Source organism: Lysobacter sp. A286, assembly GCF_054052105.1.
The window spans coordinates 1084120-1110432 of the sequence record NZ_JBSVRJ010000001.1 but is presented as its reverse complement, the minus strand read 5'-3'; the positions used below and the strand labels follow the sequence as shown (position 1 = coordinate 1110432).

The window sequence follows — 26313 nt, the reverse complement described above, 5'->3', positions numbered from 1 at the left end:
CATCTTCATGCCACTCACGGCACCGGCAACGGTACCGGGGCGGGTTCGGCAGGCGGACGCCGCGAACGTGCCTCGGCCTGCCCCATCGAGCGGGCGGCGCCGGCTTGAGCGTCGGCTTCCTCTTCGGCGGGCGTCGGCTCTGGCTCCGGTGCCAGCCAGCCACCGGTAAACCCGGCGTGCTCCAGACCGGCGCGGATGTACTTGTTGCGTTTCATGACATCCCAGACGAAATCATTGCGGTAGTTCGCGATCATGGTCAGGATCGGCCCCTGGTCGATCCCGATGTAGTCGCTGGACACCCAGCCCTTGCCCGGCACGATGCGTCCGTTCTTCAACGGGATCTCATAGTTGAAGCTGGGGTTGAACGCATCCAGGAACCCATAGCTCGAGTACAGGAAATCGCCGTAGCGCTTGTGCATCTCCACCGTTGCCGGGATCACGATCTCGGGCGCGAACGGCAGCGACGCAATCGCCGCAGTCGGCGCGATCGTGCCGTCGTCGAAGTTGATGCTCAACCCCGCGCCACGGGCGGTGTAATGGTGGAACTGGCGCTGCTCACCGGCATACTCCTGCAAGGTGTTTTGCGGACCGTCACTGGCAGTCAGTCCCCAGACGTTCTCGCCATACCCTTTCCAGCCCATCGGGTTGGCAATGGCGTAAGCGCGGTGGGCGTAGGCGGCGCGGCGGCTGTTCTCGAAATAATCGATCCCGCGCTCACGCATGTACTCATCCCGGATGCCCCGAAAGTCGATCCAGACGTGGCTGAACTGATGGCCGAACAATGGGCCGAATGACAGGTATTCCTCGCCTTGATAGACGCCCCAGACCTCGTTGTAGGTCCGGGTCCAGACCGTCCATGCCTCCGGCTCCACCGGGTGGGTGGGCGAGCCCAACGCCAGCACGTACAACAGCATCGCCTCGTCGTAGCCCTTCCAGTCGTACTCGATGAAGCCGCTCTCGGGATACCAGCCCATCGATATCAACGGTGGGTTGCGCTGCAGCCAGGTCCACTCAACGCGGCGGTACAGCTCATCGGCGATCTCGCGGATCTCCACCGCCCGCGGATCGTCGCCCTCGTAGTACGACTGTGCAAACAGCACGCCCATCATCAGCAGGCCGGTATCGACGCTGGACAGCTCGACCCAGCTGGAATAACGCTCACCGCTGTCGATATCCAGGAAGTGATAGAAAAAGCCGTGCCATGCGCCGTTGCCCGTCGCCTCCTTTCCGCTGGGAATGTCGCGCAGGAACTTCAGCGTGGTGAGGGTACGGTCGAGTGCCTGGGTACGGCTGATCCAGCCGTTCTCGATTCCGATCGGGTAGGCGGTCAGTGCAAACCCGATGGCGGCAACACTGGAAAACGGGCGCGACGGGTAACGGTCCGGGGTCAGGCCGTTGCGCTCATTGGTGGTGTCCCAGAAAAACTGGAACGTACGCCGCTCGATATCGTCGAACAGCTCGGGCAGCACCGGCTTTTCCGGCACCGCCTCCACCACCGGCTCGGCAGGCGGCGTGACCTGCACCTGTTGTGCCTGCTGGATCTGCTCCTGGCGCGCCTCGACCGAGGTCTTCGGCGGCTCGGCTGGTTTGCACGCAAACAGCAGCAGCGAACACAGCAACGCTGCAACCAGCCGGCCCGCGCCGCCACGGCGTGACTCAATGGCTCCCGGCGGCGAAACGGGCGATACCGTCATGCGTTACCAGTCCAGGCCAAACGACAGTTTGAAGGTGCGCGTTGGCAGCAGGATGCCGTCGCCGTTGCGGTCCCCGAATGCCATGTTGGGGTCGTCGGGTCCGCCACGCCAATTGTCGTAATCGGTCCAGTTGCGCCAGTTGAAGGCGTTGATCAGGTCGGCGCGCGCCCACAAGCGCAGTTCGCTGCCGGTATCCCATTCCTTCTGCAACGCCAGGTCGAACTGCTTGAACCCGATCGACTCATCAGGGATGAAGGGATCGAAATAGCAATTGTCGAAGGTCGCCGCCGCGTAGCAGTTGGTGGCATCGCGAGCGACCGGACTGGCCAGACTCAGCTTCGCCGATACGGTGATCCCCCACGGCGCATCGTAGATGCCGGTGGTCACCAGGCGATGCTTGGCGATCCCCACCGAGCGCAGGAATGGCTGCCCCACCAGGTCGCCGTAGTCGAACAGATAATGCTCGTCGGCATTGGCCGCGTTGAGGCGGTTCTCCTTGGCGTCACTGTAGGTATAGGCGATGGTCACCCCCCAGCCCGAGTCCTGGGTATAGGGCTTGTTCATCGATACCAGCAGGCTGTTGAGCTTGGTCTCGATGCCATTGCGGGCAATCAGCAGGGTGCCGTAACCCGGGATCGGATGGCCCCACGGCTGGCTTCCCCAGGTGGCGTCGGGCTTGGCCGGGTCGCGAAAGTCACCGTTCGGATAACGGTTGCCCAGCGCGAAATAGATGCCGTCGTAGCTGCGGATATGGGCCACGGTGACCGAGCTGTCCCAGTCCTGGCCGCCCAGGGTGATCATGTTGCGCATGCCCAGGCTGTACTGGTCCGAATAGGGCGTCTTCAGGTCGTTGTCGATCAAGTTGATTTCCACCCCCTGGTTGGGATTTGCCGCCACCAGTTGCGCCAGCCGGTCCGGATCCAGGTACGCCGCGTCCCATTCCAGGCAGTTGTCGACGCCAACCACGCAGGGGTGTTGCGCGGTGTCGAACCGGTACTGGTAGCTGGGGAAGGTGTGCTTGGCCTGCTCCAGCGCCAGGTAATCAAACAGGTTGCGGTCATAGGAGCGGCCGGCTCCGCCGAAGATCACGTGGCGGCTGTCGGCGTTGAGGTCGTAGGAAAACCCCAACCGTGGCTGCCAGGCATTCTTGAACGCCTTGCGGTTGTTGCCGGTGGAGATGAAATTCTCGATGTCGTAATTGGCGCCGTCGAGGTTGCTCCAGTCGCGCAACGCCGCGGCAATGCCCGGATCGGTCTGGTAATCCAGGAACCCCGGCGTCTGCTCGTAATCCCAGCGCAGGCCGAGGTTCAGGATCAGGTGCTGGTTGACCTCCCAATCGTCCTGCACGTAGACACCAAGCTGCTTGTTGCGGGAGCTGATCGCGCGGTCGCCGGTAACGGTGCTGGCATTGAAGTTGACCTGGTACGGCAGCATCGGGTCGCCGGCGATGTCGTAACGGAACTGCGGGTTGTACGGCTGTTGCTCCAAGGAGCTGACCTCGACGCTCTTGAACTTGATGCCGGCCTTGACCGTGTGGCCGGCCCAGCCCAGGAACGTGAAATCGTTCTGCAGCCCGTACCCTTCCTGGCCCTTGTCCTGGTAATCGCTGCCACCGCCGGAGGCCAGCACCAGCCGCTCCTGTGGATTGCCGGCATCGTCCAGTGGCCAGGTGTAGAGCAGGTAGCCGGGCGCGATCACGTTCGAGCGTGGGCTCCAATAGCTCTCCTCATAGGTGAGATGGACGTCATTGAGCCAGTTCTCGGCGTTGAACTGGTGGCGCAGGTCAATCCGCGTCTCCTCGTTGTTGTCGGTCTTGGCGCGGCTGGCGGTATTGACCCCGCTATCGAGCAGCAGGCCCTCCTCCACCCGATGCTTGGCGGTCAACTCGACCAGTTGGCTGTCACTGGCCTGCCAGCTCAGTTTCCCGAAGTACAGGTCCTCGTTGAAGGTGGCCTGGTTATTGCCAATCAGCGGGCGCAGGTGCGCGGGCAACTGATCCACGGTGAAGTTCTCGCCGATGCGCACTTCACGTGGCTGGGAGTAATCCTTGGCCTCGTAGGTGACAAAGAAATGCAGCTTGTCCTCGATGATGGGGCCGCCAAGGGCAAAGCCGTATTGCTCCTCGCTCGAGGGCACCTTCTCGCCGGTCTGGCTCTCGCGCACGGTCGGCGCCCGCCATTGATCCGACGTGCGGTCCCAGAAGAAACTGCCGTCGAACTGGTTGCCGCCGGACTTGGTGACCGCCGTCACCGCGGCGCTGCTGATCTGGTCGTATTCGGCCTTGTAGTTGGAGGTGATGACCTTGTACTCGCCGATCGCCAGCTGCGGGAACGGGTTGCCCCGGCTGCTGTCCTGTCCACTGATGCCGCCCTTGAGCACGTAGTTCTTCTGGCCGACGCCATCGATGAATACATTGATGCCGTTGGACGACTGGGCGCCGCTGCGCAGACTGGTGTAACCACTCTCCCCGGAGCCCGTGAACTGCATGCCCGGGACCGTGTCGGCGAAGGCCAGGAAGTTGCGCGATACCTGCGGCAACGCCTCGATCTGCTTCTGGCTGACGTAGGTCGCCACCTCCGAGGTCTTGGTCTCCACCAGCGCGTGCGCCGTGACCTGCACCGCCGCCACTTCGGTCGCCTCGCCCGAGGGGCCAGTCTCGGCCAGCCCACCCGCCGCCAGGTCCAGTGTTGCCGTCTGGCCGACCCTCACGGTCACCACCTGGGAATTGCTGCGGTCACCGGCGGTGACTTCGACCCGGTAGTTTCCTGGTGGTAGTCCTGCCAGCGAATAGCGGCCGTCGGCAGAAGACTGGACGCTACGGGTCAGTCCGCTGGCCAGGTTGGTCGCCGTCACCTGGGCATTGTCGGCCGGAGCCGCATCCAGGGTGACCTGGCCACGGATCGTGGCGGCGGTGCTCTGCGCAAGTACGGTGGGGGCGGCGAACGCGAGACAACTGGCCAATGCACAGGCGAGCAGCTTCGGGGTCGGACGGCGGAGACGATGCGGACACGGCTTCATTAGCAGTTCCTCGATCCAGCGTTCAATCGACTCTAACCGTTTTACACCCAATGTTTTCGCCAGATGCGGGGCAATACCGATTCTATGGATCAGTCGGCATCTGTCTCTGCCCCCGTGGTCAGGGCAATACCGGGTTGAACGGTCGCACCTCGGTGCGCACGTAAACCTTCGCGCCCACGTAGGGATCGGCCTGCGCCCAGTCACGGGCGGCCTCGAGGGATTCGAATTCGGCCACCACCACGCTGCCGCTGAAGCCCGCCGGGCCGGGGTCTTGTGCATCGATCGCCGGACACGGGCCGGCCAGCAACAATCGGCCCGCGTCACGCAGCGCAGTCAACCTAGCGAGGTGTTCCGCCCGCGCCTTCTTTCGTTGCGCCAGCACATCGTCACCGTCATACCCCTCGATCACGTACCACATGGCCTGTATTCCTCCTGGATGTCGCTGAATTGTAGGTCACACTGTCGCAAAAGCCGCTGGACAGCGGTTTCCCCAGCCCGTACCCTACGATCAACCTGAGGCCACTGAGCCGTTTGCCGAAGACGTCCGCGCGCCCAGCGTGGCACTTGTCTTCCACGGCCCACGTTCAACGCCACAGCGCGACACTCCAAGCCCGGGATTTCCGAAACCGTTTGCTGCCACGCTGCCACGTGGTGCGTATACCGGGGTCGCTGGAACGATTTCCCCGGCCGTGTTCCGTTCTTCCGATATTGCAGCGCCACGACCCAGAGGGGGTCGGCCCCGCATGACAAACGATCCCGCGCCCGACGCGAGCATGCAAAATTTGACGCTGGTCCAGGATGGGGACGCCTCACGGTTGGTACCACCGCGCCAGCAGGAAATGCCGCTGGCAATGGTGCATGGCCAGCCGGTGCTGCAGATTCCGCAGGACCTGTACATTCCTCCGGACGCGCTGGAAGTCATCCTCGATGCGTTTGAAGGCCCGCTGGACCTGTTGCTGTACCTGATCCGCCGGCAGAATCTTGAGATCCTCGACATTCCGGTGGCCGAGATCACCCGCCAGTACGTCGACTACATCCAGGCCATGCATCACTTGCGCTTCGAGCTGGCCGCCGAATACCTGGTGATGGCCGCGATCCTGGCCGAGATCAAGTCGCGGATGTTGCTACCGCGCGCCATGGCCGAGGAGGACGTGGAAGACGACCCCCGCGCCGAACTGGTACGCCGGCTGCAGGAGTACGAACGTTTCAAGAAGGCGGCCGAAGACATCGATGCCCTGCCCCGGCAGGATCGCGATACCGTTCCTGCGAACGCGTTCGTTCCGGATCGGGCATCAATCAAGCTGCCGCCGGAGGTCGACCTGCGCGAGATGTTGTTGGCCCTGCACGACGTGTTCAAGCGCGCCGAGCTGTACACCGAACATGCCATCAAGCGCGATGCGCTGAGCGTGCGCCAGCGGATGGCGGAGCTTCTGGCGCGACTGGAAGATGGCGCATTTCACCGTTTCGAGAGCCTGTTTGAAGTGCACGAAGGCCGGCTCGGCGTGGTGGTCACGTTTCTCGGCCTGCTCACTTTGGCCAAGGAACAGTTGGTCGACATCGTCCAGGAAGCCGCATTGGCGCCCATTTATGTCAAGTCACTTGCGCTTGGTACCGACCCGTCGGAGATCCAGCTCAGCGACGAGTTCGACCAGGCGGCCAACGACGACGCCACACCCTGAGCGGCATCGCCCGCGCACGGCCCCAAAGCTATTTTTCACCACAGAATCATCGCCATAGAATCATCCATGGACCAAATCCTGATTACCCGAATCGTCGAGGCTGCATTGCTCGCCGCCAGCCAGCCGCTGACGGTGGCCCAGCTCAACGAGTTGTTTGCCGCCGACGTCGCCACCGGTGAGCCGTCCCCGACTGGCAGCGTCGCCCAGGCACTGGAAACGCTGCAGGCCGCCTGCGCCGATCGGGGCGTCGAACTGGTGGAGCTGGCGTCGGGATTCCGCTACCAGGTCAAGGCCGACGTCCACCCCTGGGTCGCGCGCCTGTGGACCGAGCGCCAGACCCGCTACACCCGCGCCACGCTGGAAACGCTGGCGTTGATCGCCTACCGGCAACCGGTCACCCGCGGGGAGATCGAGCAGGTGCGCGGCGTGGCGGTCAGCAGCAACATCATCCGGGCGCTGGAAGAACGCGAATGGATCCGCGTCGTCGGCCATCGGGATGTCCCCGGTCGGCCGGCCTTGTTTGGCACCACCCGGGGTTTCCTGGACTACTTCGGACTCAAGCGGCTGGACGAGTTGCCGCCGCTGTCGGAGCTGAAGGAAATCGGCGAGCTGGAGCCACAACTGCGCTTCAACGACAAGGACGCGCCAAACCCACCACAGACAATCGATGCCGGAAGCATCGGTGTCGACGACACCGCTACCGACACTGCCCCCGCGCAGGACGCACGGGATGCAGACGAACCCACCACCGCCAACCCGGCCATCGACGCGATGCCGGGAACCGCACCACTCGAAGAAGACGACGCCTTGCTGGTCTCGTCGGAGCAACAGAAATGACTGAAGAAACCCGCGGAAAGCTTTCCCTCAAGCACGGCAACGACGCCGGTGACAACCCCGCTGTGCGCATGCAGGAACGGCTGCACAAAGTGCTCGCGCAAGCCGGTCTCGGCTCGCGCCGGGCACTGGAACAACGCATCGCCGATGGCCTGGTCAAGGTCAATGGCGAGGTTGCCCAGGTCGGTGTATCCATCGGCAGTGGCGACAAGGTCGAGATCGACGGCCGCCACTTCATCGCCAGCGCGCTGACCGAAGCGTCCCGGGTGTTGATGTACAACAAGCCCGAGGGCGAGGTCACCACGCGTGAAGATCCCGAAGGCCGTCCGACCATCTTCGACGCCCTGCCCGCCCTGAAGGGCGCGCGCTGGATCGCGATCGGCCGTCTGGACATCAACACCACCGGCCTGCTCATGCTGACCACCGATGGTGAGCTGGCCAATACCCTGATGCACCCCTCGTTCGAGGTGTCGCGCGAGTACGTTTGCCGGGTGCGCGCGCCCGAAGGCCAGGACCACGTTGAAGATTCCACTGCCGACCGCCTCAAGCGTGGCGTCGCACTGGAGGACGGCCCGGCAAAGTTCGATGAGGTCGAACGCATCGGCGGTGCGGACTCGCACGACTGGTTCCGGGTCGTGGTGAAGGAAGGACGCAACCGCGAAGTGCGTCGCCTGTGGGAATCACAGGGGTGTCAGGTCAGCCGCCTGAAGCGGATCAAATACGGCTCGGTCGACCTGCCCCGCGAATTGCTGCGCGGCCAGTCGCAGGAGCTGACCACCGAGCGTGTCGAGAGCCTGCGCAAGGGCTTGGGACTGGAAGACGGCGCACCGTCCGCGCTGACCCTGCAGCCGGTGATTGGCCAACGCAAGGCGGCCCGCTCGACCATCAACCTCACTGGCAGGGCACAGAGTCCCGGCTACGTCGGTGGCCATGTCACTTCGGCCGACGAGGGCCGCGAGTTGCGCCGTTTCGACAATGTTCGCGAGGACCGTGGTCGCGGCCGTGGCGCGCCCAAGCGGCATGGCGGATTGACCGTCAGCGGTGAAGCCGCCGCCAAGCAGTCGCAAAAGCCCTTCAAGCAACGCGCTCCCAAGGGCCAGAAGCCATTGCCGGACGGCAACCCCGCCGCATTCCGCAGTTGGTACGTGCCTGACGGCGTGAATACCGGCCCCACCGGTCACCGCAACGCGGATGGCCGCACCCCGAAGCCGTATGGCAAGCCGGGTGGCGGTCATGGGCGTCCGGGCGGCGCGGGTCGTCCGGGCGCTGGTCGTCCGGGCGGCGGCCAGGGACGCAGCGAGCGCGGCCCTGCCAGTTCGCCGAGCTTTCCGTCTGATCATGCCAACCCGGGCGGGTTCAATCCCTACGGCGACAAGTCACGTAGTTCGCGCGCTCCCGGCGGCAATCCGGGCGCACGGGCACCGGGCGGTCGACCGGGCAACAAACCCGGTGGGAATCGTTCCGGCGGTCCGGGTGGTCCGCGCCAGGGCGGGCCACACAGTGGCGGACGCGGGGGTTCGCGCGGCGCCTGAGCATCGGTAGTGCTTGATCGAATGCCGCCGCGCGCGGCATTCGATCATCAGGCGACGGCGATCAGCGTGGAATCGCCAGGTGGCGTGCTTCCAACGGATTCCCCGCGCCGCGCGGGATGGTCTCGATCACGGCGTCTGCCGGCATCGGTGCTCCTGCCTGCAGATGCGCCCAGGTCTGATCCAGTGCCTCATGGACGTACGGCAGCAACGGCAGGTACTGCGCGCCGTAGACCGGCAGGCCGAGGAATCCATCGAAATGCTGTGCGTTGCGCACCTGCCAGTAGTGCACGTCGCGACCCGCGGCCTGCGCGGCGGCGACATACGGCGCGCTGCTGAACGCCGGTGGGATCAGGCCGTCGTCGAGCCCGTGGATCACCATGATCGGCAGGTCCGCGCGCGGCAGGCTGGCGCGCACGGCAGCGATGCCATCGCGTACGCGTTCGGCGTCCGCACCTTCGCCGTCCCACAACCCGCGCAGGCATTGCAGCTGAGCCAACGGGGCGTCGGGATCGAGCGCCGGCGCGATGATGGCGACACCGGCTCCGGGCGGGATACCACCACCATCCGCCGACCAGGCGGCGCGTTCGACAGCCGTCGCGGCGCGTGGCGCGCCCTCCGGGGCCTGCGCGGCAAACGAATATCCACACGGATGCTCGGCCACGCCGTAGCGACCATAGGTGGACGCGTAGGTCACCGCCACCGAGCGCCACAAATCGAACGCCACGCTGATTGAGCCGGCCCGCAATGCCGCGGCGGTCCAGCCATTCGCGTGCAGGGTGTCGTACGCAGACTTCTGCTGCTCTTCGATGGTCGCGCCCGTCACCAGACCGGCTTCGGCCAACGCCTCGCACTGGGCCGCGGCCGTCGGCATCGGCGGGATGCCCAGCGCTGGCAACGCACAGGGCATCAGCAACGCCGCCTCGGTGGTGTAGTCATACAACGGGCGCGCACCTGCCACTTGCACGTTCGGCTCACCGGCCACCACCGCATCCAGCCAGTCACCGTCAAGCTCGGCCGCGCGCAACACCGCGCCGCCGCCATTGGACAGTCCGACCGCGATCACCGTGGTGTTGTCGAACTGGAACGCGGGCGAGTCCGGGAATGCCCGGTCCAGCGCCAGCAGGGCGAACTCGGCAGCCTGCTTTACGTGCCGGCCCCAGTCCGCCTCGGGGTTGTCACGCGAGTGCGCATGCTTGACCGCGACGCCGTGACCCGTCGCCGGTTCCGGCACGAAGGCCAGGCCCTCGTCCGGGCTGCCCACGGTTCCGTCGAGCCGGACCCCCAACCCTGCATCCAGGTCGAAGTAATCGTTGCCGCCACCCTTGTCGGTATAGGCGACCGCGCAACCCTTCGGCAACGCCCACGGCCCCGCAACCGCGATCGCGCCGAGCACTCCGCGCGACCCCGACGCCGGCGCCACCACAATGCAGCGGGTCTCATGGTCGAAGTTGTCGGGTACCTGCACCAGCACGCGATGCGGCTGGCTCGCGTCAGTGATCCGTGCGAATGCCTGGTACTCGCGACCCGGTACCGACGCGACGCTGCCGTAAAGCTCGCCATAGCCCCCGCCCGGTGCCAGGTCGGCGATGCCACGCCAATTGCTCCACATCGCACGACGGCGCACTTCCTCGACCGTCGGCGCAGCCGGGTCGGCGAATGACGGCGGGGTCATCGCGCGCAAGCCGTCCAGACCGAGACCTGCGGTCAGCAGATCATCATCGGGGCCGCGATGCTCGCTGACTCGTATCGATCCGAATGCCGTCGCGTCGGACTGGTTGGCGGAACTGACGTCGACAGGCGTGCTCCCGGTGTGATGGGCAGGTGTCGCGCAACCGGCCAACACGGCCAAGGCGGCAACCACGGATAACTCAAGCATGGAAAGGTTCATTTGCCGACCTTAGCAAGACCGGTGCTCGCCGCCATCGTACTTTCGTACCGTCCGCAATTCCCGGCCGCTTGCTAGGCTGAGCTACTACCTGTCCGACAAATCGTCCGATGCCCACCTTGCTCATTGCCGACGACCACCCCCTGTTCCGGGCCGCCTTGCGCGGCGCTGCGGTGGATGCGGTCGAGGATATCTCGGTACACGAAGCCGAATCGCTGGATGGCGTGCTGGCCGTGCTGGAAGCGCAATCCGATGTCGACCTGGTTCTGCTCGACCTGCATATGCCCGGCAACCACGGGTTGGCCGGCCTTGCCGCGATTCGTGCGCAGTACCCGGGTGTCGCCGTCGTGGTGGTGTCGGCCAACGACGATCCACGGGTGGTGCGTCGCGCGCTCGACCATGGTGCCGCGGGCTACCTGCCCAAGAGTTCCGGGCTGGACGAACTGCGCGACGCGATCCGCGCCGTGCTCGGCTGTGAGCAGTGGCTGCCGCCATCATTGCGGGCCGCTGTCTCGCGGACGCAAAGCTCCCGGGATGACGCCGACCTCGCCGCGCGGCTGGCGAGCCTGTCGCCGCAGCAGTTCCGGGTGCTGACCCTGGTCGCCCAGGGCTTGCTGAACAAGCAGATCGCCGATCGGCTGGACGTACAGGAACGCACGGTAAAGGCGCATCTGTCGGCCATTTTCGAACGCCTCGGGGTGCGCAACCGGACCCAGGCTGGCGTGGTGCTGCGCGAGTTGGAGCTGACCGATCCGTCGCGCCGAATCGCGGACTGACGCCCCGAAGGAAGCCCCCTTGGGAGACGTCGCTCCTAGATCCTGGCAGCGGGACGTATCTCGGTGGCGGCAATCAGCCGATCCAGCACCGACTTCAGCGCCAACGGCTTGAGTGGCTTGGCCAGCAGCGAATAGCCCGCTTCCAGCACGGCCCGGCGCACCGCGTGGGTACCATCGGCGCTGAGCAACAGGGTCGGACGCGGACCATGCCGTTCACCGAGGTAGGCAGCCAGCGCGATACCGGTATCGCCGTGGTCCAGGTGATAGTCGAATAACCACAGCGACGCGGGAGCCTCCACCACTTGCCGCTCCGCACTCTCGCGATCCACCGCCGCCGCCACCTCGCAGCCCCAGCCGCGCAACACCCCGGCAAGTGCATCCAGCGCCTGGGGGTCGTTGTCGACCAGCAACACCCGCAGGCTGGCGAGACTGCGCACGGCACGGGGCGCGACCACCGCAGCCGGCGTCGGGGCCTGCACCACCCGCATCGCGAACACCGTGCCCCGGCCCAGCGTACTGCGCAACGTCAACGGAGCATGCAGCAACTGGGCGATTCGATCGGCGATCGACAACCCCAGGCCGAGGCCCTGCCCCGGGGCATTCTCGCCACGCCGGAACTCCTCGAAGATCGCATCCTGCAGCGCCGGGTCGATACCGGACCCGGTGTCATGCACCTCGATCCGCAGGCCGCCGTGGTCGCGGCGAACCCCGAACAGGATGCCGCCGGCGTCGGTATAGCGAACCGCATTGGCAAGGAAGTTCTGCAGCGCGCGGCGCAGCAATTGGGGGTCACTGCGGACCCAGGCACTGGTGCGCACGAAACGGAACCGCAGTCCCCGCGCCGCGGCAATCGCGTTGAACTCCGAGGCCAGCGGCTCAAGCACCTCGGCCAACGGAAAATCCCGTAGCTCGGGTACCAGCCCACCCGCCTCCAGCCGCGACATGTCGAGCAGCCCGGTCAGCAGGTCACTGGTGGAATCCAGCGCACCGCCGATCTGCGCCAGCACGTCGCGCTGGGTTTGCCCGGCCAGCTGGGTGGTCAGCGCGTCGGTGAACAACTGCGCGGCGTGCAAGGGCTGCATCAGGTCGTGGCCGATGGCGGCCAGGAAGCGGCTCTTGGCATCGTTGGCGCGCTCGGCCTCGCGGGTGGCTACCTGGAGATCGGCGGTTCGCTCGGCCACGCGCTGCTCCAGGGTTTCGTTGGCTTGCAACAGGCCCCTCTCGGCATGGCGAAAATCAGTGACATCGGTGAAGGTCGCGACGAATCCTCCGCCGGGCATCGGGTTGCCGCGGATCTCGATGATGTTGCCGTCGGGCAGTACCCGTTCGCTCAGGTGTGGGGTACGGGCGCGCATGAACGCCAGGCGTCGTTCAAGCGCCCGTTCGAGGTCGCCCTTGGGAGGCAGTTTCCCCAGCGCCCAACGCGACAGGTCAGCGATTGGCCGGCCCACCTGCAGCAGCTCGGCGGGATACTGGAACAGCTCGGCGTAGCGCCGGTTCCATGCCACCAGACGCAACTGCGCGTCGACCACGCTGATGCCCTGGCTCATGTTCTGCAAGGCGGCCTCCAGAACCCGCTGGTTGAAGCGCAGGTCGGCCGAAGCCTCGCCGACGATTGCGGCGACGGTATCCAGGCCGCGGCCGCCCTCACTGCGGGCGGCATCCAGCAACACCCGGGCCGATGCCGAACCCAACACCGCCGCCAGCTCACGTTCGATCCCGGCCTCGATCGGCACTGGCACCGCGCCAACCGCTGGTACGCCATCCAACAACTGCAGCACCCTTTCCCGTGGCAGGAACCGCAGGCTCGCATCCCGGAGCGTCTTCGCATCCAGTCCACGATAGCTTTGACGCGGTGTATCGCGTCGCCAGATCCAGCCCAACACCGTGGCGATCGTCCCCAGGAACAGGCTCGCCCCCACGGCTCGTCCGAGCCGGCTCCAACCGGTCAATCCAAACAGCCCATCGGGCGACAACAGGGCCACGCCGAAAGGTCCGGACTCGATCCACGCCGGTGGCCTGCCGCCCAGCTCGAACATCGTCGGCAACAGCAGTACCCAGGCCCACGCCGCAAACCCGACCGCGACGCCGATCACGGCGGCGCGCGGCGGCGTCTGCGGTCGCCACACCGCGAACGCCAACGCCGGCGCCAGCGTCGCCAGCGCCGAGAACGACACCGCACCGACATCCGCCAACGCCTCGCTGCCACCGACCAGACGGCTGTAGCCCCAGGCCAGCAGCATGATCACCATGATGCCGCCGCGACGCAGCAACAACACGCTGCCGCGCAGGTCGCTGCCGTCGTTGCGCGACCACGCTCCACGCAACAACCCCGGCGCGAACCAGTGGTTGCCAATCATCAGGCCCAGGGTCAGGGTGCTGACCACGACCATCCCCGTGGCGGCGCTCAGGCCGCCCAGGAATGCGAACAGCGCCAAGCCTTCGTGGCCCTGCGACAACGGCAACGCGAGCACGTACATGTCCGATGGCACGCTATCGCCCAGCAGCGCCGCACCGGCGGTCGCCAGTGGCAGTACCGGCAGCGCGATCAACACCAGGTACAAGGGGAACTGCCAGCGTGCGGTGCGCACGTCGTCCTCGTCGCGGCATTCGACCACGCCGATATGGAACTGGTGCGGCAGGATGAACATCGCCAATGCACCCAGCAGTACCAGCGGCACGAAGCCGCCGGATGGCTCGGCCGGGGTCGCCGCAGGCAGTTGACCCTGCAATTGCTCCAGGCCCGCCGCGGATCCGATATCCAGGCCGAACCAGACGAATACCCCAATGGCCAGCATCGCGGCCAGCTTGAACAACGACTCGAACGCGATCGCCAGCACCAGCCCGCGATTGTGCTCGGTCGCGCTCGCGCGCCGGGTGCCAAACAGCATTGCGAACACCGCCATCGCCAGGGCGACGTACAACGCGCTGTCCTGCCAGGCCGCCGCAGTACTGCCGGCATCGCTGGTGGTCAGCAAGGCAAAACTCATCGCCACCGCCTTCAACTGCAGCGCGATGTAGGGAATCAGGCCCAGCGCGGCCACCAGGGTGACCGTCGCCGCCAGCCACGCATCCTTGCCCAGTCGGGTGGCGATCAGGTCGGCGATCGAGGTGGCGTTGGTCTCGCGCGCCAGCCGCACCAGCTTGATCATGAAGCCGACCGCCAGCGCGTACAGCACGATCGCGCCCAGGAACGTCGGTGGTAGCGGCCAACCGTAGCGCGCGGCCTGGGTAACGGTGCCGTAGAACGTCCACGAGGTGCAGTGCACCGCCAGCGACAACGCGTAGACATGTCGCCAGTGCCGCGCGAACGCGGCCGGACGGCGCTCGCCGTACAGCGCGGCGCCGAACATCAATGCAAGCCAGGCCAGGCTTGCCAGGGCGACAGTGGTCAGACTCAGCATGCAGCGAGGATACCCAAAAACAAAACAGCGACGACGAGCCGAAGCCCGCCGCCGCCGGACCGGGGGTCAGCCGGAAGCGGGTTGCCGGATGGATACCGGTCAGAAGTTGTAGCGCACCGACAGGTAGTAGTTCCGTGGCAGGCCGTAGTACGCCGTCTGGATGTTGCCGACGCTGGCGAACTCCTGGCCCTCGGTCATGTAGACCTCGTCGGTCAGGTTGCGCACACCGGCACGGACCTGCCAAACGTAGGCCGGAGAATCCCAGACGCCATAGGCGCCGGCCACGGTGTAGGCGTCCTGCTTGAGCACGTCGCGGTTGTCCACCGACAGCCAGGTGTCGGCGCGGTACGAGATGTCTGCGCCCAGGGTCAGCATGCCCGCGCCATCCAGCTGGAACCCATGTTGCAGCGCGACGCGCCCGGTGAACTCCGGCGAGAACGGCACGTGATCATGGTTCAGCGCCGGGTCGTAGCCGGGGTACGTGGGATCCAGGCGGAAGTCATCGAACCGTGCGTACTTCGCGTCCAGCCAGCCCAACTGCGCGCTGAGGGTGGTCGACTCGCCCAGCAACGCGATGCCCTCGAACTCGATACCGCTGATGTCGAGCTCGGCGGCGTTGAGTACCGGGAAGGTGCCGACGTCCTGCGAGACCCGCGCCTGGAAGTCGCTGTAATCACTCTTGAATGCCGCCACGCTGCCGCGCAACCGATTGTCGGACGAACTCGCCTTCAACCCGACCTCGTAAGTCCAGACGTACTCGGGGTCGTATTCGGCGTTCAGGGTGTCATAGACGGTGTTGGCGCGGCCGTTGAAGCCGCCCGACTTGAAGCCGCGGTTGGCCGATACGTAGCCCATCACATTGTCGCTGAAGGCTTTTTGCAGGCTCAGCGACGGCGTCACCGCAGTCCAGTCCGCCTCCGCGCTGAAGGCGACGGTCTCGTTCAGCGCCGGGAACGGCAGGAAGCCACCAAACAATGAAGTGGAATTCCAGAAAGTGCTGGTGGTGCGGTCGTATTCCTTGTTGTCACGGGTCCAGCGCACCCCGGCGGCGAGCGACCAGGTCGGCACGAACTCCCAGCTGGCATGGGCGAACGCGGCAATGCTGGTGGTGGTCAGGTCGTCGTCGATCGTGCGCAAAAAGTCCACCGGAACGCCAGCATTGGCGAACAGGTCATCGGCATAGGCCTCCTGGTGCGACGGCACGTTCTCGCGCATGTAGTAGGCGCCGAAAGTGGCCTGCAGGTTGTCGCCGTTGTCGTACTGCAACTGGAATTCCTGGCTGACCTGGTCCTGGTCCAGCGCCACCAGTACATCGCCGAGCTCGAACTCGGAGGCGTCGATGTCGATGAACGAATGGGTCGATAGTTCGCGGTAGGCACTGATGCTCTTGAACAGCCACTGGGAATTCAGGTCCCACTCCATCGCCAGCGACGCGCCGGAGTGTTCGAGGCTCTGGCCGTGTCCCGGCGGGGCAAACGAGGTGCGGGAGCGGTAGTCCCACTCACCCGTCTCCGCCGGGCGCAGCACGACCGGGCCAAACGCCAGGTCAGTCTGCATCAGTGGCGCCATCGGCCGGCCGAGGGTCGGCGCAACGTCCTGCTTGCTGTGGTCCAGTGACAACGTGGCGCGGAACCCATCACTCGGACGGAAGGCGAACTTCGCGCGCAGCGACTGGGTGTCGTCGTTGTTGAAATGGCGGCCGGTATCGGGGTCGCGGACATAGCCGTCGTTGCGGACAAAGGCGCCGGCGAGGCTGGCGGCGACCGTCTCGCTCAGCTGGTGGGCGACATAGAAGCGGCTTTCCAGGCGACCGTAGTCGCCGGCCGTCAACTCGACCGAGCCCCCGGTGTAGTCGAACGGATCCTTGGTGGTGACCTTGATCGCACCGCCGGTGGAGTTCTTGCCGTAAAGCGTGCCCTGCGGACCGCGCAACACTTCGATCTGGGCTATATCGAACAGCGAGAACATCGAGCCGTTGATGCGCGAGTAGTAGATGTCGTCGACATACATGCCGACACCCGGGTCGAAGGTCTGCAGCGCGTCGGGCTGGCCGATGCCGCGGATGAACACGTTGGTGCTGTTGGCCGAGCCGCGGCCCTGGACGATATTGAGGTTGGGCACCGCTCCCTGCAGGCCGGTCACGTCACTGGCCTGCAGATCCTTCAGCGAATCCTCGGTGAAGGCGGTGACAGCCACCGGCACGTCCTGGAGCGATTCGGCGCGCCGGCGCGCGGTCACCGTGACCTTGTCCAGCGTCAACGCCTGGTTGTCCGGTGCGGCATCCTCGCTCGTCGGGCTTGTGGACGACTGCGCCCAGGCACATGGCGCGAGCAATGCGGCAACGATGGCGACGGTCAATTGCTTGCGGTACATGCGGTGTCTCCCCTGGAAACTGTCGAATACGGATTGCGTGACGGACCCATGCCGTCATGGCAGCAAGATTAGGAGAGGACGCCCGTCGGAACAGTTGTACCTTCGGACAATGCCCCGATGGAGGCCCGACGCGGACACTCCATCCCCATTGGTCTGGCTTGGGGTGTGGCGTATGGATTTCCTGATCGTGCTGGGCGCACTGGCGTTCCTGATGTTCGTGGCCTACCGCGGTTACAGCGTGATCCTGTTCGCCCCGGTGGCGGCGTTGGGGGCGGTACTGCTGACCGAGCCAAGCCTGGTCGCGCCGATGTTCACTGGCCTGTTCATGGCCAAGATGGTCGGTTTCCTGCAACTGTATTTCCCGGTATTCCTGCTCGGCGCGATCTTCGGCAAGGTGATCGAGCTGTCGGGTTTCTCCAAGGCAATCGTCGCCGCGACCATCCGAATGTTTGGCGCGAGCCGGGCGATCCTGTCGATCGTGGTCGTCTGCGCGGTGCTGACCTACGGCGGCGTGTCGTTGTTCGTGGTGGTGTTCGCGGTGTACCCGTTCGCCGCGGAACTGTTCCGCCAGAGCGACATCCCGAAACGGCTGATCCCCGGCACCATCGCGCTCGGTGCGTTCACCTTCACCATGGACGCCCTGCCCGGCACGCCGCAGATCCAGAACATCATCCCGACCACATTCTTCGGCACCAACACCTGGGCCGCCCCGTGGCTGGGCACCATCGGCGGCGTGTTCATCCTAGCCGTCGGACTGGCCTACCTCGACTGGCGCCGGCGCGTCGCGCTCAAGGCCGGCGAGGGTTACGCGGGTGATGCGGTTCTGGTCAACGAGCCGGTTCCCTTCACCGGCGGCCACCTCGCCAATCCGTTCATCGCGATCCTGCCGCTGGTGCTGGTCGGTGTCGCCAACAAGCTGTTCACGATCTGGATCCCGCGGTTCTATGGCGAGAGCCATTCGTTCGACCCGGCAGTAATCGGCGACGCCGCACCCATCGTGCAGACCATCGCTTCGGTGACCGCGATCTGGGCGGTCGAGGGCGCCCTGCTGGTCGGCATCATCAGCGTGATCGCCTTTGCCTGGAAGCCGGTCATTACCAGCTTCGCGACCGGCACCAAGGATGCGATCGGCGGCGCCTTGCTGGCCGGGATGAACACCGCTTCGGAGTATGGATTCGGCGCCGTGATCGCCGCCCTGCCCGGCTTCCTGGTCGTCGCCAATGCGCTCAGCACGATTGACGACCCATTGATCAACGAGGCGGTCACCGTGACGGCGCTGGCCGGCATCACCGGCTCCGCATCGGGCGGCATGGGCATCGCCCTGGCGGCGATGGCCGACACCTTCATCGCCAATGCCAATGCCGCCGGGATCCCGATGGAAGTGCTGCACCGCGTCGCCGCGATGGCGTCCGGCGGCATGGACACCCTGCCCCACAACGGCGCGGTGATCACCCTGCTCGCGGTGACCGGTTTGACCCACCGGCAGGCCTACAAGGACATCTTCGCGATCACGATCATCAAGACCCTGGCGGTGATGGTGATCATCGGCGTGTTCTATGCGACCGGGATTGTTTGAGCGGCGCCAATCAGAGAGTCAGGACTTGAGCTGTTGGCAAGTACCGGAGACGTGATATCAACTCATCAACGCGGGCCCAGGACGGTGGCCAGGTCTTCCGGGCGTGGCATCCCGGCGCGGCGCTGCAGCAGCCCTTCGGCATCGAGGAACAGGATGCCGGGTGTTCCCTGGAAGCCCATCTCAAGCATCAACAGCTGGTTGGAGTCGAGCTTCTTGCGTACGGCTGCCGGCACCGTTGCGGCCGGCTTGATGCCACCGTTCGCGAACGCGCGCTCGTTATTGGCCAATGCCGCTTCGGGTGAAGGCGCGGCAAGTATCGCGGCCACCTTGTTGGCACTGTCCTGGCGGATAACGCCGACCATGACGTGGCGCAGTTGCACCTTGCCGGAGTCCACCCACGGCCGGGCGGCTTCCCAGAAACGGTTGCAGTAGGGGCAGTTCGGGTCGCTGAAGGTGTAAACCACGCGCGGCGCCGTCGCCTTGCCGTCGGCGATCCAGGTCGAGACCTCCAGCTTGTCCCAGGAGCGCTCGGTCATCGGCTTCATCACCAGTTCCTTCACCGCTTGCGCACCGACATCCTCACCCTTGGCATTGACCAGAGAGCCGACCAGCGCGTGCTGGCCATCTTCGGTCACGTAGACGGCGATGGGATTCTGGCCAGCCAGGCCGGCATAGCCGCTCAGCCCGGATGGCGCGTCGAATTCACCGATGACTTCAAGCCCCTGGGCCTCCAGCGCCTGGATCGGCGCCGGCCGCTCCTGCGCCTGACTGCAACCGGTGACCATCAACAAGGCCGAAGACAGCAACAGCCAGTGTGGGGTAATTCGAGCCATTACGGCATCTCCTCGGAGGGGTCGGCAGGCGCGCCAAGCTCGAAGCGCTGCAGTTTCTGGGTGAGGCTCGCCGCGGACAACTCGCCCATGTGGGTATCGACCAAAGTGCCATTGGCATCGAAGAACAGCGTGGTCGGCAAGCCGCGCGAACCCACTTGCTGCATCACCGATGAAAACGGGTCCAGCAACACATTATCCAGCACCAGGCCTTCCGCCCGCAGGTAGTCCCGGATCTCGTCGGGCCCTTCGCCCTGGTTGACCAGGACGATGCTGACATCGGCGTACTGCTGCTGCGCCTGTGCCAGTGCCGGCATCTCGCGCCGGCACGGCGGGCACCAGGTGGCCCACAGGTTGACCACCATCGGCCGGCCGGACATTGCCTGCAGGCTGGTCGAGCCGCCATCCAGGGTGTTGAGCGCCGTGGTTGGGAGTGCTGCCGATGAATGCTGCAGCAGCGTCAGGGCGCCGCCGAGGAAGGCCCATGACAGCAGGCCCGCCACCACACCGGCCGCCAGCGGACGACGCAGTGACGGCAGCTTTCGAATGCGCCAGACACCCCATCCGATCGCTGCGACAATACCGGCCCAGAGCGTAAAACCGCCATCGCCAATGCGTACCATCGACCATGGATCTTCCAGGTATTGCGGCAACCACTGGACGATGAAGGCGACCCGGGCCACGACGACCCCGATGAATGCCATGTCCACGATGATCGAACCTGGGCGGGCTGATCCAGAACGAGTTGATGCGGAACCGGCTGATCCGGAACCGGCCGTCGGGCCACCATCGACGGTGCGGCGGTGCAACCAGCGCGCCGACAGCACCGCAGACGCCAGCGCAATCAGCAGCACGACCAGTGACATGGGAAATGGACCAACACTAAGCATCCGCCAATGGTGGCGCATGCCGATTAAGTGAGCATTAAATGAGAGTTCTGGTAGTCGAAGATGACGCGCTGATCGCCCGCGGGATCGTCGCGGGCCTGAGGTCGCACGGCATCACCGCAGACGCCGTGGGCACTGCCGGCCAGGCCGAGGCGGCGGCAGCCACCGGGCACCTGGACGTCATGGTTCTCGATCTGGGCCTGCCCGATGCCGATGGCACCGAGTTGCTGCTGCGCCTGCGCGATGCCGGCCATACGCTGCCCATCCTGCTGCTGACGGCCCGTGACGCCGTGGAAGACCGCATCGCCGGTCTCCAGGGCGGCGCGGACGACTACATGGTCAAGCCGTTCGATCTGGGCGAACTGGTCGCCCGCCTGCACGTCCTGTTGCGGCGCGCCGGCGGGCGCAGCGTCAACCTGCTCGAATCCGGCCGACTGGCGATCGATCCCGCCAGCGGCGAGGCTTGGCTGGCCGGTGAACCCTTGTCCCTGTCGCGGCGCGAAACGGCCCTGCTCACCGCCTTGATGGAAGCCGGCGGCCGCTGCTTGTCCGCCAACCAGATCAAGGACAGCCTGTACGGCTATGAGCAGAATGTGGGCAGCAATGCGGTCAACGTCCACATCCACAACCTGCGGCGCAAACTCGGCGCCGGCGTGGTGGAAACCGTCCGCGGCATCGGCTACCGCTTTGGCGGTATGCCGTCATGAGCCCGCTGTCATGAGCCTGCGACTGCGACTGGCGCTGGGTATCGGCCTCGCCCTGACGGTGTTGTGGGTAGCAGCGGCGCTATGGATGCTGCGTGACCTCGACCATAGCCTGCAGCGCACCCTGGATGACCGGCTGGCGATGTCCACGCGCATGGTCTCGGGGCTGATCGAGCAATCGCTGACGCCGCAGGAGGGTGGCAACCTCGCGATCGACCAGGCAGTGACGGTGCCCGGCAACCGCAGCATGGCCTGCCAGGTGCGCTCATTACGCGGCGAGGTCATCGCCACCACCCGCGGCGCCGCCGGGTTGCCGCTGGACGGCAGCACCCCGGGCTACGACACCCGCCTGGCCGACGGCACCTACTGGCGTACCTACACCTTGCAGACCGACCACTTCAGCATTACCACGGCCGACCGCATGGACGAACGCGACGAGCTGCGCAAGAACATCGCCCTCGCCGCCGGCCTGCCATTCCTGATCGCGGCCGTCGGCGGATTGCTCGCGCTGTGGTTCGGGGTTGGCCGGGGCCTGTCGCCGCTGGAACGGCTGCGTCGCACCGTCGCCGCCCGCGAACCCAACGCCGTTACACCGCTGGATGCAGGTCCACTGCCCAGCGAGTTGCAGCCGCTGACCGACGCCCTCAACCATCACCTGCGCCACACCGCCGAGGCGATGCAGCGCGAGCGCCACTTCACCAACGATGCCGCGCACGAACTGCGCACCCCACTGACTGCGATCGACACCCACCTGCAAGTCGCGCGGATCACCAGCGGCGAGACCCACGAGCAGGCCCTGGAGGATGCGGAAGAAGGCGTGCACCGCATGCGCTCCACGCTGGAACAGCTGCTGCTGTTGGCGCGAGTCGAAGGACGCGTGTCGTTTGACCAGTCCGAAGCCATTGACGCCAACCAGGTACTCGACCGCGCGATCGCCGATGGCACCGAGGGCGCCGCCAAACGCATCGTGCGCCGAGCTGAAGACGCCGCGGTGATGGTCGCGATACCACCGGCGCTTGCCGTCACCGCCCTGCGTAACCTGACTGACAACGCGGTACGCTATTCGCCGCCCGACACCGCCGTGGAAGTTGTCATCGACACCGTACCGGGCAGCGTAATTTTCACCGTCATCGACCACGGCCCGGGACTCGGCCCTGATGTCACGCGCGTCAAGGAACGCTTCTGGCGTGGAGGCATCACCGGCGCCGGAACCGGCAGCGGCCTGGGCCTGACCATCGTGGAGGCGATCGCCTGCCGCTACGGCGGGTCACTCGAGCTCTCGCCCGGGAGCGACGGCGGCACCAGGGCGCGCCTGACTCTGCCGCGCCCATCGATGCAAGCGTAGCCGTTCGCCCCAACAGGGACGCGGCCAGGTCGTCCTTGGTGCCTGGCGCCGGCCTGCTACCTGACTCGATGACCACTCTGATCGATAACCACTTCGCCGTCTTCCTTGGCGAACGGACGGGTCACTGCCGGCAGAATGTCGAGCACGACCTCCGAGGGTCGGCACAAGCGGGTGCCCAGCGGCGTTTCCACGAACGGTCGGTTGATCAGGATCGGATCGGCCAACATCGCATCGAGCAGTTGCTCGTCCGACAGGGCCGGATCGTCCAGCCCGAGTTCCACGTATGGCGTGCCTTTCTGCCGCACAGCATCACGCACGCTCAGGCCCGCCGCCGCAATCAGCTCGATCAGGCGATCGCGCGCAGGTGGATTCCGCAGGTACTCGATGATCGTGGGCTCGATGCCCGCATGGCGGATCAGCGCCAGCGTGTTCCGCGAGGTGCCGCAGTTCGGGTTGTGATAGATCATCGCGTTCACGGCCGGTTCCTCAGCTGCAGGTCGATGTGGTCCCGCAACATGCGGCTCGCGCGGGCTGAGCGACGTCGGCATCCAATGCGGTCTCCGCCGAGGTTGCGGGCGCGATCGTCATAACCGGGGGCACGGTAACCGCGCCGGAGGCAGCGGCCAGCGTCGCGGCGGCCAGGTCGCCCTTGCGTTCGCTGTAGCGGTTGGTCAGATAGTCGCTGCGGTCGCGCACCAGCAGGGTGAACTTCACCAGCTCCTCCATCACGTCGACCACGCGGTCGTAGTACTGCGAGGGCTTCATCCGCCCGTCGTCGTTGAACTCCTGCCAGGCCTTCGGTACGGATGACTGGTTGGGGATGGTGACCATGCGCATCCAGCGACCCAGTTGGCGCAGCGCGTTGACCACGTTGAACGACTGCGAGCCGCCACACACTTGCATCACCGCCAGGGTCCGGCCCTGGGTCGGGCGCACCCCGGCCAGCTCCAGCGGCAACCAGTCGATCTGGTTCTTGAACACCGCCGTCATCGTGCCATGGCGCTCCGGGCTCACCCAGACCTGGCCTTCGGACCACTGCGACCATTCGCGCAGTTGCTGCACCTTGGGGTGGTCCGCACCCACACTGTCCACCATCGGCAGGTCGTGCGGGTCGAACACCCGGGTTTCCGCGCCGAAGTGGCGCAGCAGCCTCTCTGCTTCCAGCGCGAGCTTGTGGCTGACCGACTGCGGCCGCAACGCGCCGTACAGGATCAGGATCCGTGGCGGGTGCGTCGCCCCGTGAAGACCAAGCTTGTCATGGGCGGGGATGTCCACCGCCGCTGGGACAAGATTGTCGAGGTCGGATGTCGTCGAGGTGATTGCTTCATTCGGTTTCATTCCAGTATTCTAGAAACATGGAACTAAAGAATGCAACCACCGCATTGGCCGCCCTAGGGCAAACCACGCGGCTGTCCGTCTTCCGCCTGCTGGTCGAGGCCGGTCCCGAGGGGCGGATGCCCGGCGAGATCGCCGAAACGCTATCGCTGCCCGGGGCGACCTTGTCGTTTCACCTCAAGGAACTCACCGCGGCACGCCTGATACAGGGCCAGGCGCAAGGTCGCCACATCTGCTATCGCGCCGATTTCGACGCCATGAATGGCCTGATCGAATTCCTGACGCACAACTGCTGCAACGGCGACCAGAGTCGCTGTCTTCCTGTCTCCCGCCCCTCCCCCAAGGGTGCGCAGAAAGTGGGCAAGGTCTGAGCCGTGCTGGTTGCGCTGCTGATCTTCGTCGCCACCATCGTCCTGGTCATATGGCAGCCGAAAGGTTTGGGCGTTGGCTGGAGCGCCATGCTGGGTGCCGCATTGGCACTACTGACCGGCGTGGTGGGGCTGGCGGATATCGCAACGGTCTGGGGCTTTGTCTGGAACGCCACGTTCACTTTCGTGGCGGTGATCATCATCAGTCTGGTGCTCGATGAAGCCGGGTTTTTCGAGTGGGCAGCGCTGCACGTGGCGCGTTGGGGCAAGGGCAGCGGGCGCAGGCTGTTCGTGTTCCTGATACTGCTCGGCGCGGCGGTCGCGGCATTGTTCGCCAACGATGGCGCCGCGCTGATCCTGACCCCGATCGTCATCGCCATGCTTCTGGCGCTCAGGTTCACTCCGGCGGCAACGCTCGCGTTCGTGATGGCGGCCGGGTTCATAGCCGACACCGCCAGCCTGCCGCTGGTCGTTTCCAACCTGGTCAACATCGTCTCGGCGGACTACTTCGATATCGGCTTTGCCGAATATGCCTCGGTCATGGTGCCGGTCAACCTGGTCTCCGTTGCCGCGACGCTGGGCATGCTGATGTGGTTCTTTCGCCGCGACATCCCGGACAACTACGACGTGACCCAGTTGAAGGACCCGCGATCGGCGATTGTCGACCGCACCACCTTCAACGCAGGCTGGGGGGTGTTGGTGCTCCTGCTGGTGGGATTCTTCGGGCTGGAGAGGATTGGCGTGCCCATCAGCGCAGTGGCTGGCGCCGGGGCACTGGTGCTGCTGGCGGTGGCGGCGAAGGGGCACGTGATATCGACCCGCAAGGTCGTCCGGGAAGCGCCGTGGCAGATCGTGGTGTTCTCGCTCGGCATGTACCTGGTGGTGTATGGCCTGCGCAATGAGGGTTTGACCGACCATCTGGCGAAGCTGCTGGACGTTTTTGCCGGTTACGGCTTGTGGGGAGCGACGATCGGGACCGGCCTGCTGACGGCGTTCCTGTCTTCGGTCATGAACAACATGCCCACCGTGCTGGTTGGCGCGCTATCCATCGACGCCAGTCAGGCCGAAGGGGCCGTGCGCGAGGCGATGATCTACGCCAACGTCATTGGCAGCGACCTGGGTCCGAAGTTCACCCCGATCGGCAGCCTGGCCACGTTGTTGTGGTTGCACGTGCTGGCACGCAAGAACATCAGGATCACCTGGGGCTATTACTTCAAGGTCGGTGTCGTCCTGACGCTCCCAGTGCTGCTCGTGACCTTGGCGGCTTTGGCGATCCGGCTGAGCCTTGCGTGATGCGCTGACCGCTGCGATTGCCCAGTCCTACGAAAGATCGTTTGCTCGCCTGCGCGACACGACCTCAACGCCCGATAGCTGCTGCCCTCGAAGGAATCGCCTGAGCTGATCAGTGCATCTTCGATGCTATCGGCATCATCAATCCAGCTTGCCGACCTCCTCGCCCAACGCGTTGCCCTGCGGCGTGACCAGATACCACTCGCCCCACTCGTCATCGCGCTCATGCCCCAGCGTGCTGCCCGGCCGCGTGTCTCCCACGTAGTGGTACAGCGGGTGGCCGTTGTAGGTGACCTGTTTGGACCCGTCGGCGCGATCGATCGTGCCTACCAGTACCGGTGCGAGGTTGCCGCTGACAGTCGGTTCGGTGGTGGGCGGAAACAACGGCGCCCACTGGCGCAGGCAGGCATCAACGCACTGGTTGCCATCGGTATCGCCTTCCAGCAGGTAGACCGCACGACGGCTGTCGTCGGCCACGTAATCGGCCGGCCCGCCGACGGACATCACCGTCAAGCTGCCGGCGGCATCCGCCGCATCGGTCACCAGGGTGCCGCCCTCGCCCACGATTGATGGGGTTTCATCGGTTGCCTGCGCGGGCGACGGGTCCCCCAACGAGTTGCCTTCGCCGGGCTCGTTGCAACCGGCCAGACCGATGGCCAGCGCGACGCTCAACCATGCGGCCATCGGGCCCGGACCCACGCGGGGCCAATCCACCTTGCGTGAAATCGTCACGACATCTCCTTGCGCGGACCTTGCGTCCGCCTTGCAACCGACACTGCGGTC

Annotated in this window: 19 protein-coding genes and 1 pseudogene; 9 read left to right on the top strand and 11 right to left on the bottom strand. The window is 65.5% G+C overall.

Annotated features, from left to right (window positions below; all coding sequences use genetic code 11):
- Positions 1 to 14: 14 nt before the first annotated feature.
- The 3 genes from ACW7G0_RS05250 to ACW7G0_RS05240 form a co-directional block, all read right to left on the bottom strand.
- Positions 15 to 1694 (bottom strand): glucoamylase family protein, encoded by a 1680-nt coding sequence (locus ACW7G0_RS05250; protein WP_456988094.1) that lies wholly within the window; start codon positions 1692 to 1694, stop codon positions 15 to 17.
- A gap of 3 nt (positions 1695 to 1697) precedes the next feature.
- Complete coding sequence (locus ACW7G0_RS05245; RefSeq protein WP_456988093.1) at positions 1698 to 4712, bottom strand: TonB-dependent receptor domain-containing protein; 3015 nt, start codon at positions 4710 to 4712, stop codon at positions 1698 to 1700.
- A 118-nt stretch (positions 4713 to 4830) separates the two neighbouring features.
- Positions 4831 to 5130 (bottom strand): YciI family protein, encoded by a 300-nt coding sequence (locus ACW7G0_RS05240; RefSeq protein WP_456988091.1) that lies wholly within the window; start codon positions 5128 to 5130, stop codon positions 4831 to 4833.
- A 355-nt stretch (positions 5131 to 5485) separates the two neighbouring features.
- On the opposite strand from ACW7G0_RS05240, the gene ACW7G0_RS05235 reads away from it, so the two are divergent.
- The 3 genes and pseudogenes from ACW7G0_RS05235 (at position 5486) to ACW7G0_RS05225 (ending at position 8757) form a co-directional block, all read left to right on the top strand.
- On the top strand, positions 5486 to 6391 hold the full coding sequence (locus ACW7G0_RS05235; RefSeq protein WP_456989456.1) for a segregation and condensation protein A: 906 nt from the start codon (positions 5486 to 5488) through the stop codon (positions 6389 to 6391).
- Between the two features lie 66 nt (positions 6392 to 6457).
- Positions 6458 to 7201: pseudogene (scpB, locus tag ACW7G0_RS05230) on the top strand (SMC-Scp complex subunit ScpB); the annotation flags it as partial.
- Between the two features lie 23 nt (positions 7202 to 7224).
- Positions 7225 to 8757, top strand: coding sequence for a pseudouridine synthase (locus tag ACW7G0_RS05225; RefSeq protein WP_456988090.1), 1533 nt, complete (start codon positions 7225 to 7227; stop codon positions 8755 to 8757).
- Positions 8758 to 8818: 61 nt separating this feature from the next.
- Here ACW7G0_RS05225 and ACW7G0_RS05220 read toward each other — a convergent pair whose 3' ends face one another.
- Entirely contained in the window at positions 8819 to 10633 is a 1815-nt protein-coding gene (locus tag ACW7G0_RS05220; RefSeq protein WP_456988088.1) for a 3-hydroxybutyrate oligomer hydrolase family protein, read from the bottom strand.
- Between the two features lie 119 nt (positions 10634 to 10752).
- On the opposite strand from ACW7G0_RS05220, the gene ACW7G0_RS05215 reads away from it, so the two are divergent.
- Complete coding sequence (locus ACW7G0_RS05215; protein WP_456988086.1) at positions 10753 to 11418, top strand: response regulator transcription factor; 666 nt, start codon at positions 10753 to 10755, stop codon at positions 11416 to 11418.
- A 35-nt stretch (positions 11419 to 11453) separates the two neighbouring features.
- Here the strand turns inward: ACW7G0_RS05215 and ACW7G0_RS05210 are convergent, their stop codons facing one another.
- Together ACW7G0_RS05210 and ACW7G0_RS05205 are read right to left on the bottom strand one after the other, a co-directional pair.
- Complete coding sequence (locus ACW7G0_RS05210) at positions 11454 to 14822, bottom strand: PAS-domain containing protein (protein ID WP_456988084.1); 3369 nt, start codon at positions 14820 to 14822, stop codon at positions 11454 to 11456.
- Between the two features lie 99 nt (positions 14823 to 14921).
- Positions 14922 to 17195: a TonB-dependent receptor gene (locus ACW7G0_RS05205; RefSeq protein WP_456988082.1), complete on the bottom strand. Its 2274-nt coding sequence runs from the start codon at positions 17193 to 17195 to the stop codon at positions 14922 to 14924.
- A 172-nt stretch (positions 17196 to 17367) separates the two neighbouring features.
- Here ACW7G0_RS05205 and ACW7G0_RS05200 point away from each other — a divergent pair, with 172 nt between their 5' ends.
- Positions 17368 to 18771 (top strand): GntP family permease, encoded by a 1404-nt coding sequence (locus ACW7G0_RS05200; protein ID WP_456961661.1) that lies wholly within the window; start codon positions 17368 to 17370, stop codon positions 18769 to 18771.
- Positions 18772 to 18836: 65 nt separating this feature from the next.
- Here ACW7G0_RS05200 and dsbG read toward each other — a convergent pair whose 3' ends face one another.
- Positions 18837 to 19604 carry a thiol:disulfide interchange protein DsbG gene (dsbG, locus tag ACW7G0_RS05195; protein ID WP_456988080.1) on the bottom strand — a complete coding sequence of 256 codons (768 nt, stop codon included), beginning with the start codon at positions 19602 to 19604 and terminating at the stop codon, positions 18837 to 18839.
- A complete protein-coding gene (locus tag ACW7G0_RS05190; protein WP_456988079.1) occupies positions 19604 to 20467 on the bottom strand; it encodes a redoxin domain-containing protein in 864 nt (287 codons plus the stop codon). Before ACW7G0_RS05190 ends, dsbG begins: the two co-directional genes overlap by 1 nt.
- A 62-nt stretch (positions 20468 to 20529) precedes the next feature.
- Here ACW7G0_RS05190 and ACW7G0_RS05185 point away from each other — a divergent pair, with 62 nt between their 5' ends.
- Both ACW7G0_RS05185 and ACW7G0_RS05180 read left to right on the top strand, forming a co-directional pair.
- Positions 20530 to 21195 (top strand): response regulator, encoded by a 666-nt coding sequence (locus tag ACW7G0_RS05185; protein WP_456988077.1) that lies wholly within the window; start codon positions 20530 to 20532, stop codon positions 21193 to 21195.
- Positions 21196 to 21205: 10 nt separating this feature from the next.
- Entirely contained in the window at positions 21206 to 22537 is a 1332-nt protein-coding gene (locus tag ACW7G0_RS05180) for an ATP-binding protein (protein ID WP_456988075.1), read from the top strand.
- A 56-nt stretch (positions 22538 to 22593) separates the two neighbouring features.
- Here the strand turns inward: ACW7G0_RS05180 and arsC are convergent, their stop codons facing one another.
- On the bottom strand, positions 22594 to 23013 hold the full coding sequence (arsC, locus tag ACW7G0_RS05175; protein ID WP_456988074.1) for an arsenate reductase (glutaredoxin): 420 nt from the start codon (positions 23011 to 23013) through the stop codon (positions 22594 to 22596).
- Between the two features lie 10 nt (positions 23014 to 23023).
- A complete protein-coding gene (gene arsH, locus ACW7G0_RS05170; protein WP_456988072.1) occupies positions 23024 to 23875 on the bottom strand; it encodes an arsenical resistance protein ArsH in 852 nt (283 codons plus the stop codon).
- A 17-nt stretch (positions 23876 to 23892) separates the two neighbouring features.
- Between arsH and ACW7G0_RS05165 the strand changes: the two genes are divergently transcribed.
- Complete coding sequence (locus ACW7G0_RS05165; protein WP_456988071.1) at positions 23893 to 24243, top strand: ArsR/SmtB family transcription factor; 351 nt, start codon at positions 23893 to 23895, stop codon at positions 24241 to 24243.
- 3 nt (positions 24244 to 24246) lie between these two features.
- Complete coding sequence (locus tag ACW7G0_RS05160; RefSeq protein WP_456988069.1) at positions 24247 to 25533, top strand: arsenic transporter; 1287 nt, start codon at positions 24247 to 24249, stop codon at positions 25531 to 25533.
- Positions 25534 to 25671: 138 nt separating this feature from the next.
- Here ACW7G0_RS05160 and ACW7G0_RS05155 read toward each other — a convergent pair whose 3' ends face one another.
- Complete coding sequence (locus tag ACW7G0_RS05155; protein ID WP_456988067.1) at positions 25672 to 26262, bottom strand: COG4315 family predicted lipoprotein; 591 nt, start codon at positions 26260 to 26262, stop codon at positions 25672 to 25674.
- Positions 26263 to 26313: the final 51 nt, after the last annotated feature.

Coding starts and splice junctions, on each gene's coding strand:
- ACW7G0_RS05220 (WP_456988088.1), bottom strand. CDS start 10,633: ATGCTTGAGTTATCCGTGGTTGCCGCCTTGGCCGTGTTGGCCGGTTGC.
- arsH (WP_456988072.1), bottom strand. CDS start 23,875: ATGAAACCGAATGAAGCAATCACCTCGACGACATCCGACCTCGACAAT.
- ACW7G0_RS05210 (WP_456988084.1), bottom strand. CDS start 14,822: ATGCTGAGTCTGACCACTGTCGCCCTGGCAAGCCTGGCCTGGCTTGCA.
- ACW7G0_RS05250 (WP_456988094.1), bottom strand. CDS start 1,694: ATGACGGTATCGCCCGTTTCGCCGCCGGGAGCCATTGAGTCACGCCGT.
- ACW7G0_RS05190 (WP_456988079.1), bottom strand. CDS start 20,467: ATGTCACTGGTCGTGCTGCTGATTGCGCTGGCGTCTGCGGTGCTGTCG.
- ACW7G0_RS05205 (WP_456988082.1), bottom strand. CDS start 17,195: ATGTACCGCAAGCAATTGACCGTCGCCATCGTTGCCGCATTGCTCGCG.
- ACW7G0_RS05225 (WP_456988090.1), top strand. CDS start 7,225: ATGACTGAAGAAACCCGCGGAAAGCTTTCCCTCAAGCACGGCAACGAC.
- ACW7G0_RS05180 (WP_456988075.1), top strand. CDS start 21,206: ATGAGCCTGCGACTGCGACTGGCGCTGGGTATCGGCCTCGCCCTGACG.
- ACW7G0_RS05245 (WP_456988093.1), bottom strand. CDS start 4,712: ATGAAGCCGTGTCCGCATCGTCTCCGCCGTCCGACCCCGAAGCTGCTC.
- ACW7G0_RS05240 (WP_456988091.1), bottom strand. CDS start 5,130: ATGTGGTACGTGATCGAGGGGTATGACGGTGACGATGTGCTGGCGCAA.
- ACW7G0_RS05185 (WP_456988077.1), top strand. CDS start 20,530: ATGAGAGTTCTGGTAGTCGAAGATGACGCGCTGATCGCCCGCGGGATC.
- ACW7G0_RS05200 (WP_456961661.1), top strand. CDS start 17,368: ATGGATTTCCTGATCGTGCTGGGCGCACTGGCGTTCCTGATGTTCGTG.
- ACW7G0_RS05165 (WP_456988071.1), top strand. CDS start 23,893: ATGGAACTAAAGAATGCAACCACCGCATTGGCCGCCCTAGGGCAAACC.
- ACW7G0_RS05215 (WP_456988086.1), top strand. CDS start 10,753: ATGCCCACCTTGCTCATTGCCGACGACCACCCCCTGTTCCGGGCCGCC.
- ACW7G0_RS05235 (WP_456989456.1), top strand. CDS start 5,486: ATGCAAAATTTGACGCTGGTCCAGGATGGGGACGCCTCACGGTTGGTA.
- dsbG (WP_456988080.1), bottom strand. CDS start 19,604: ATGGCTCGAATTACCCCACACTGGCTGTTGCTGTCTTCGGCCTTGTTG.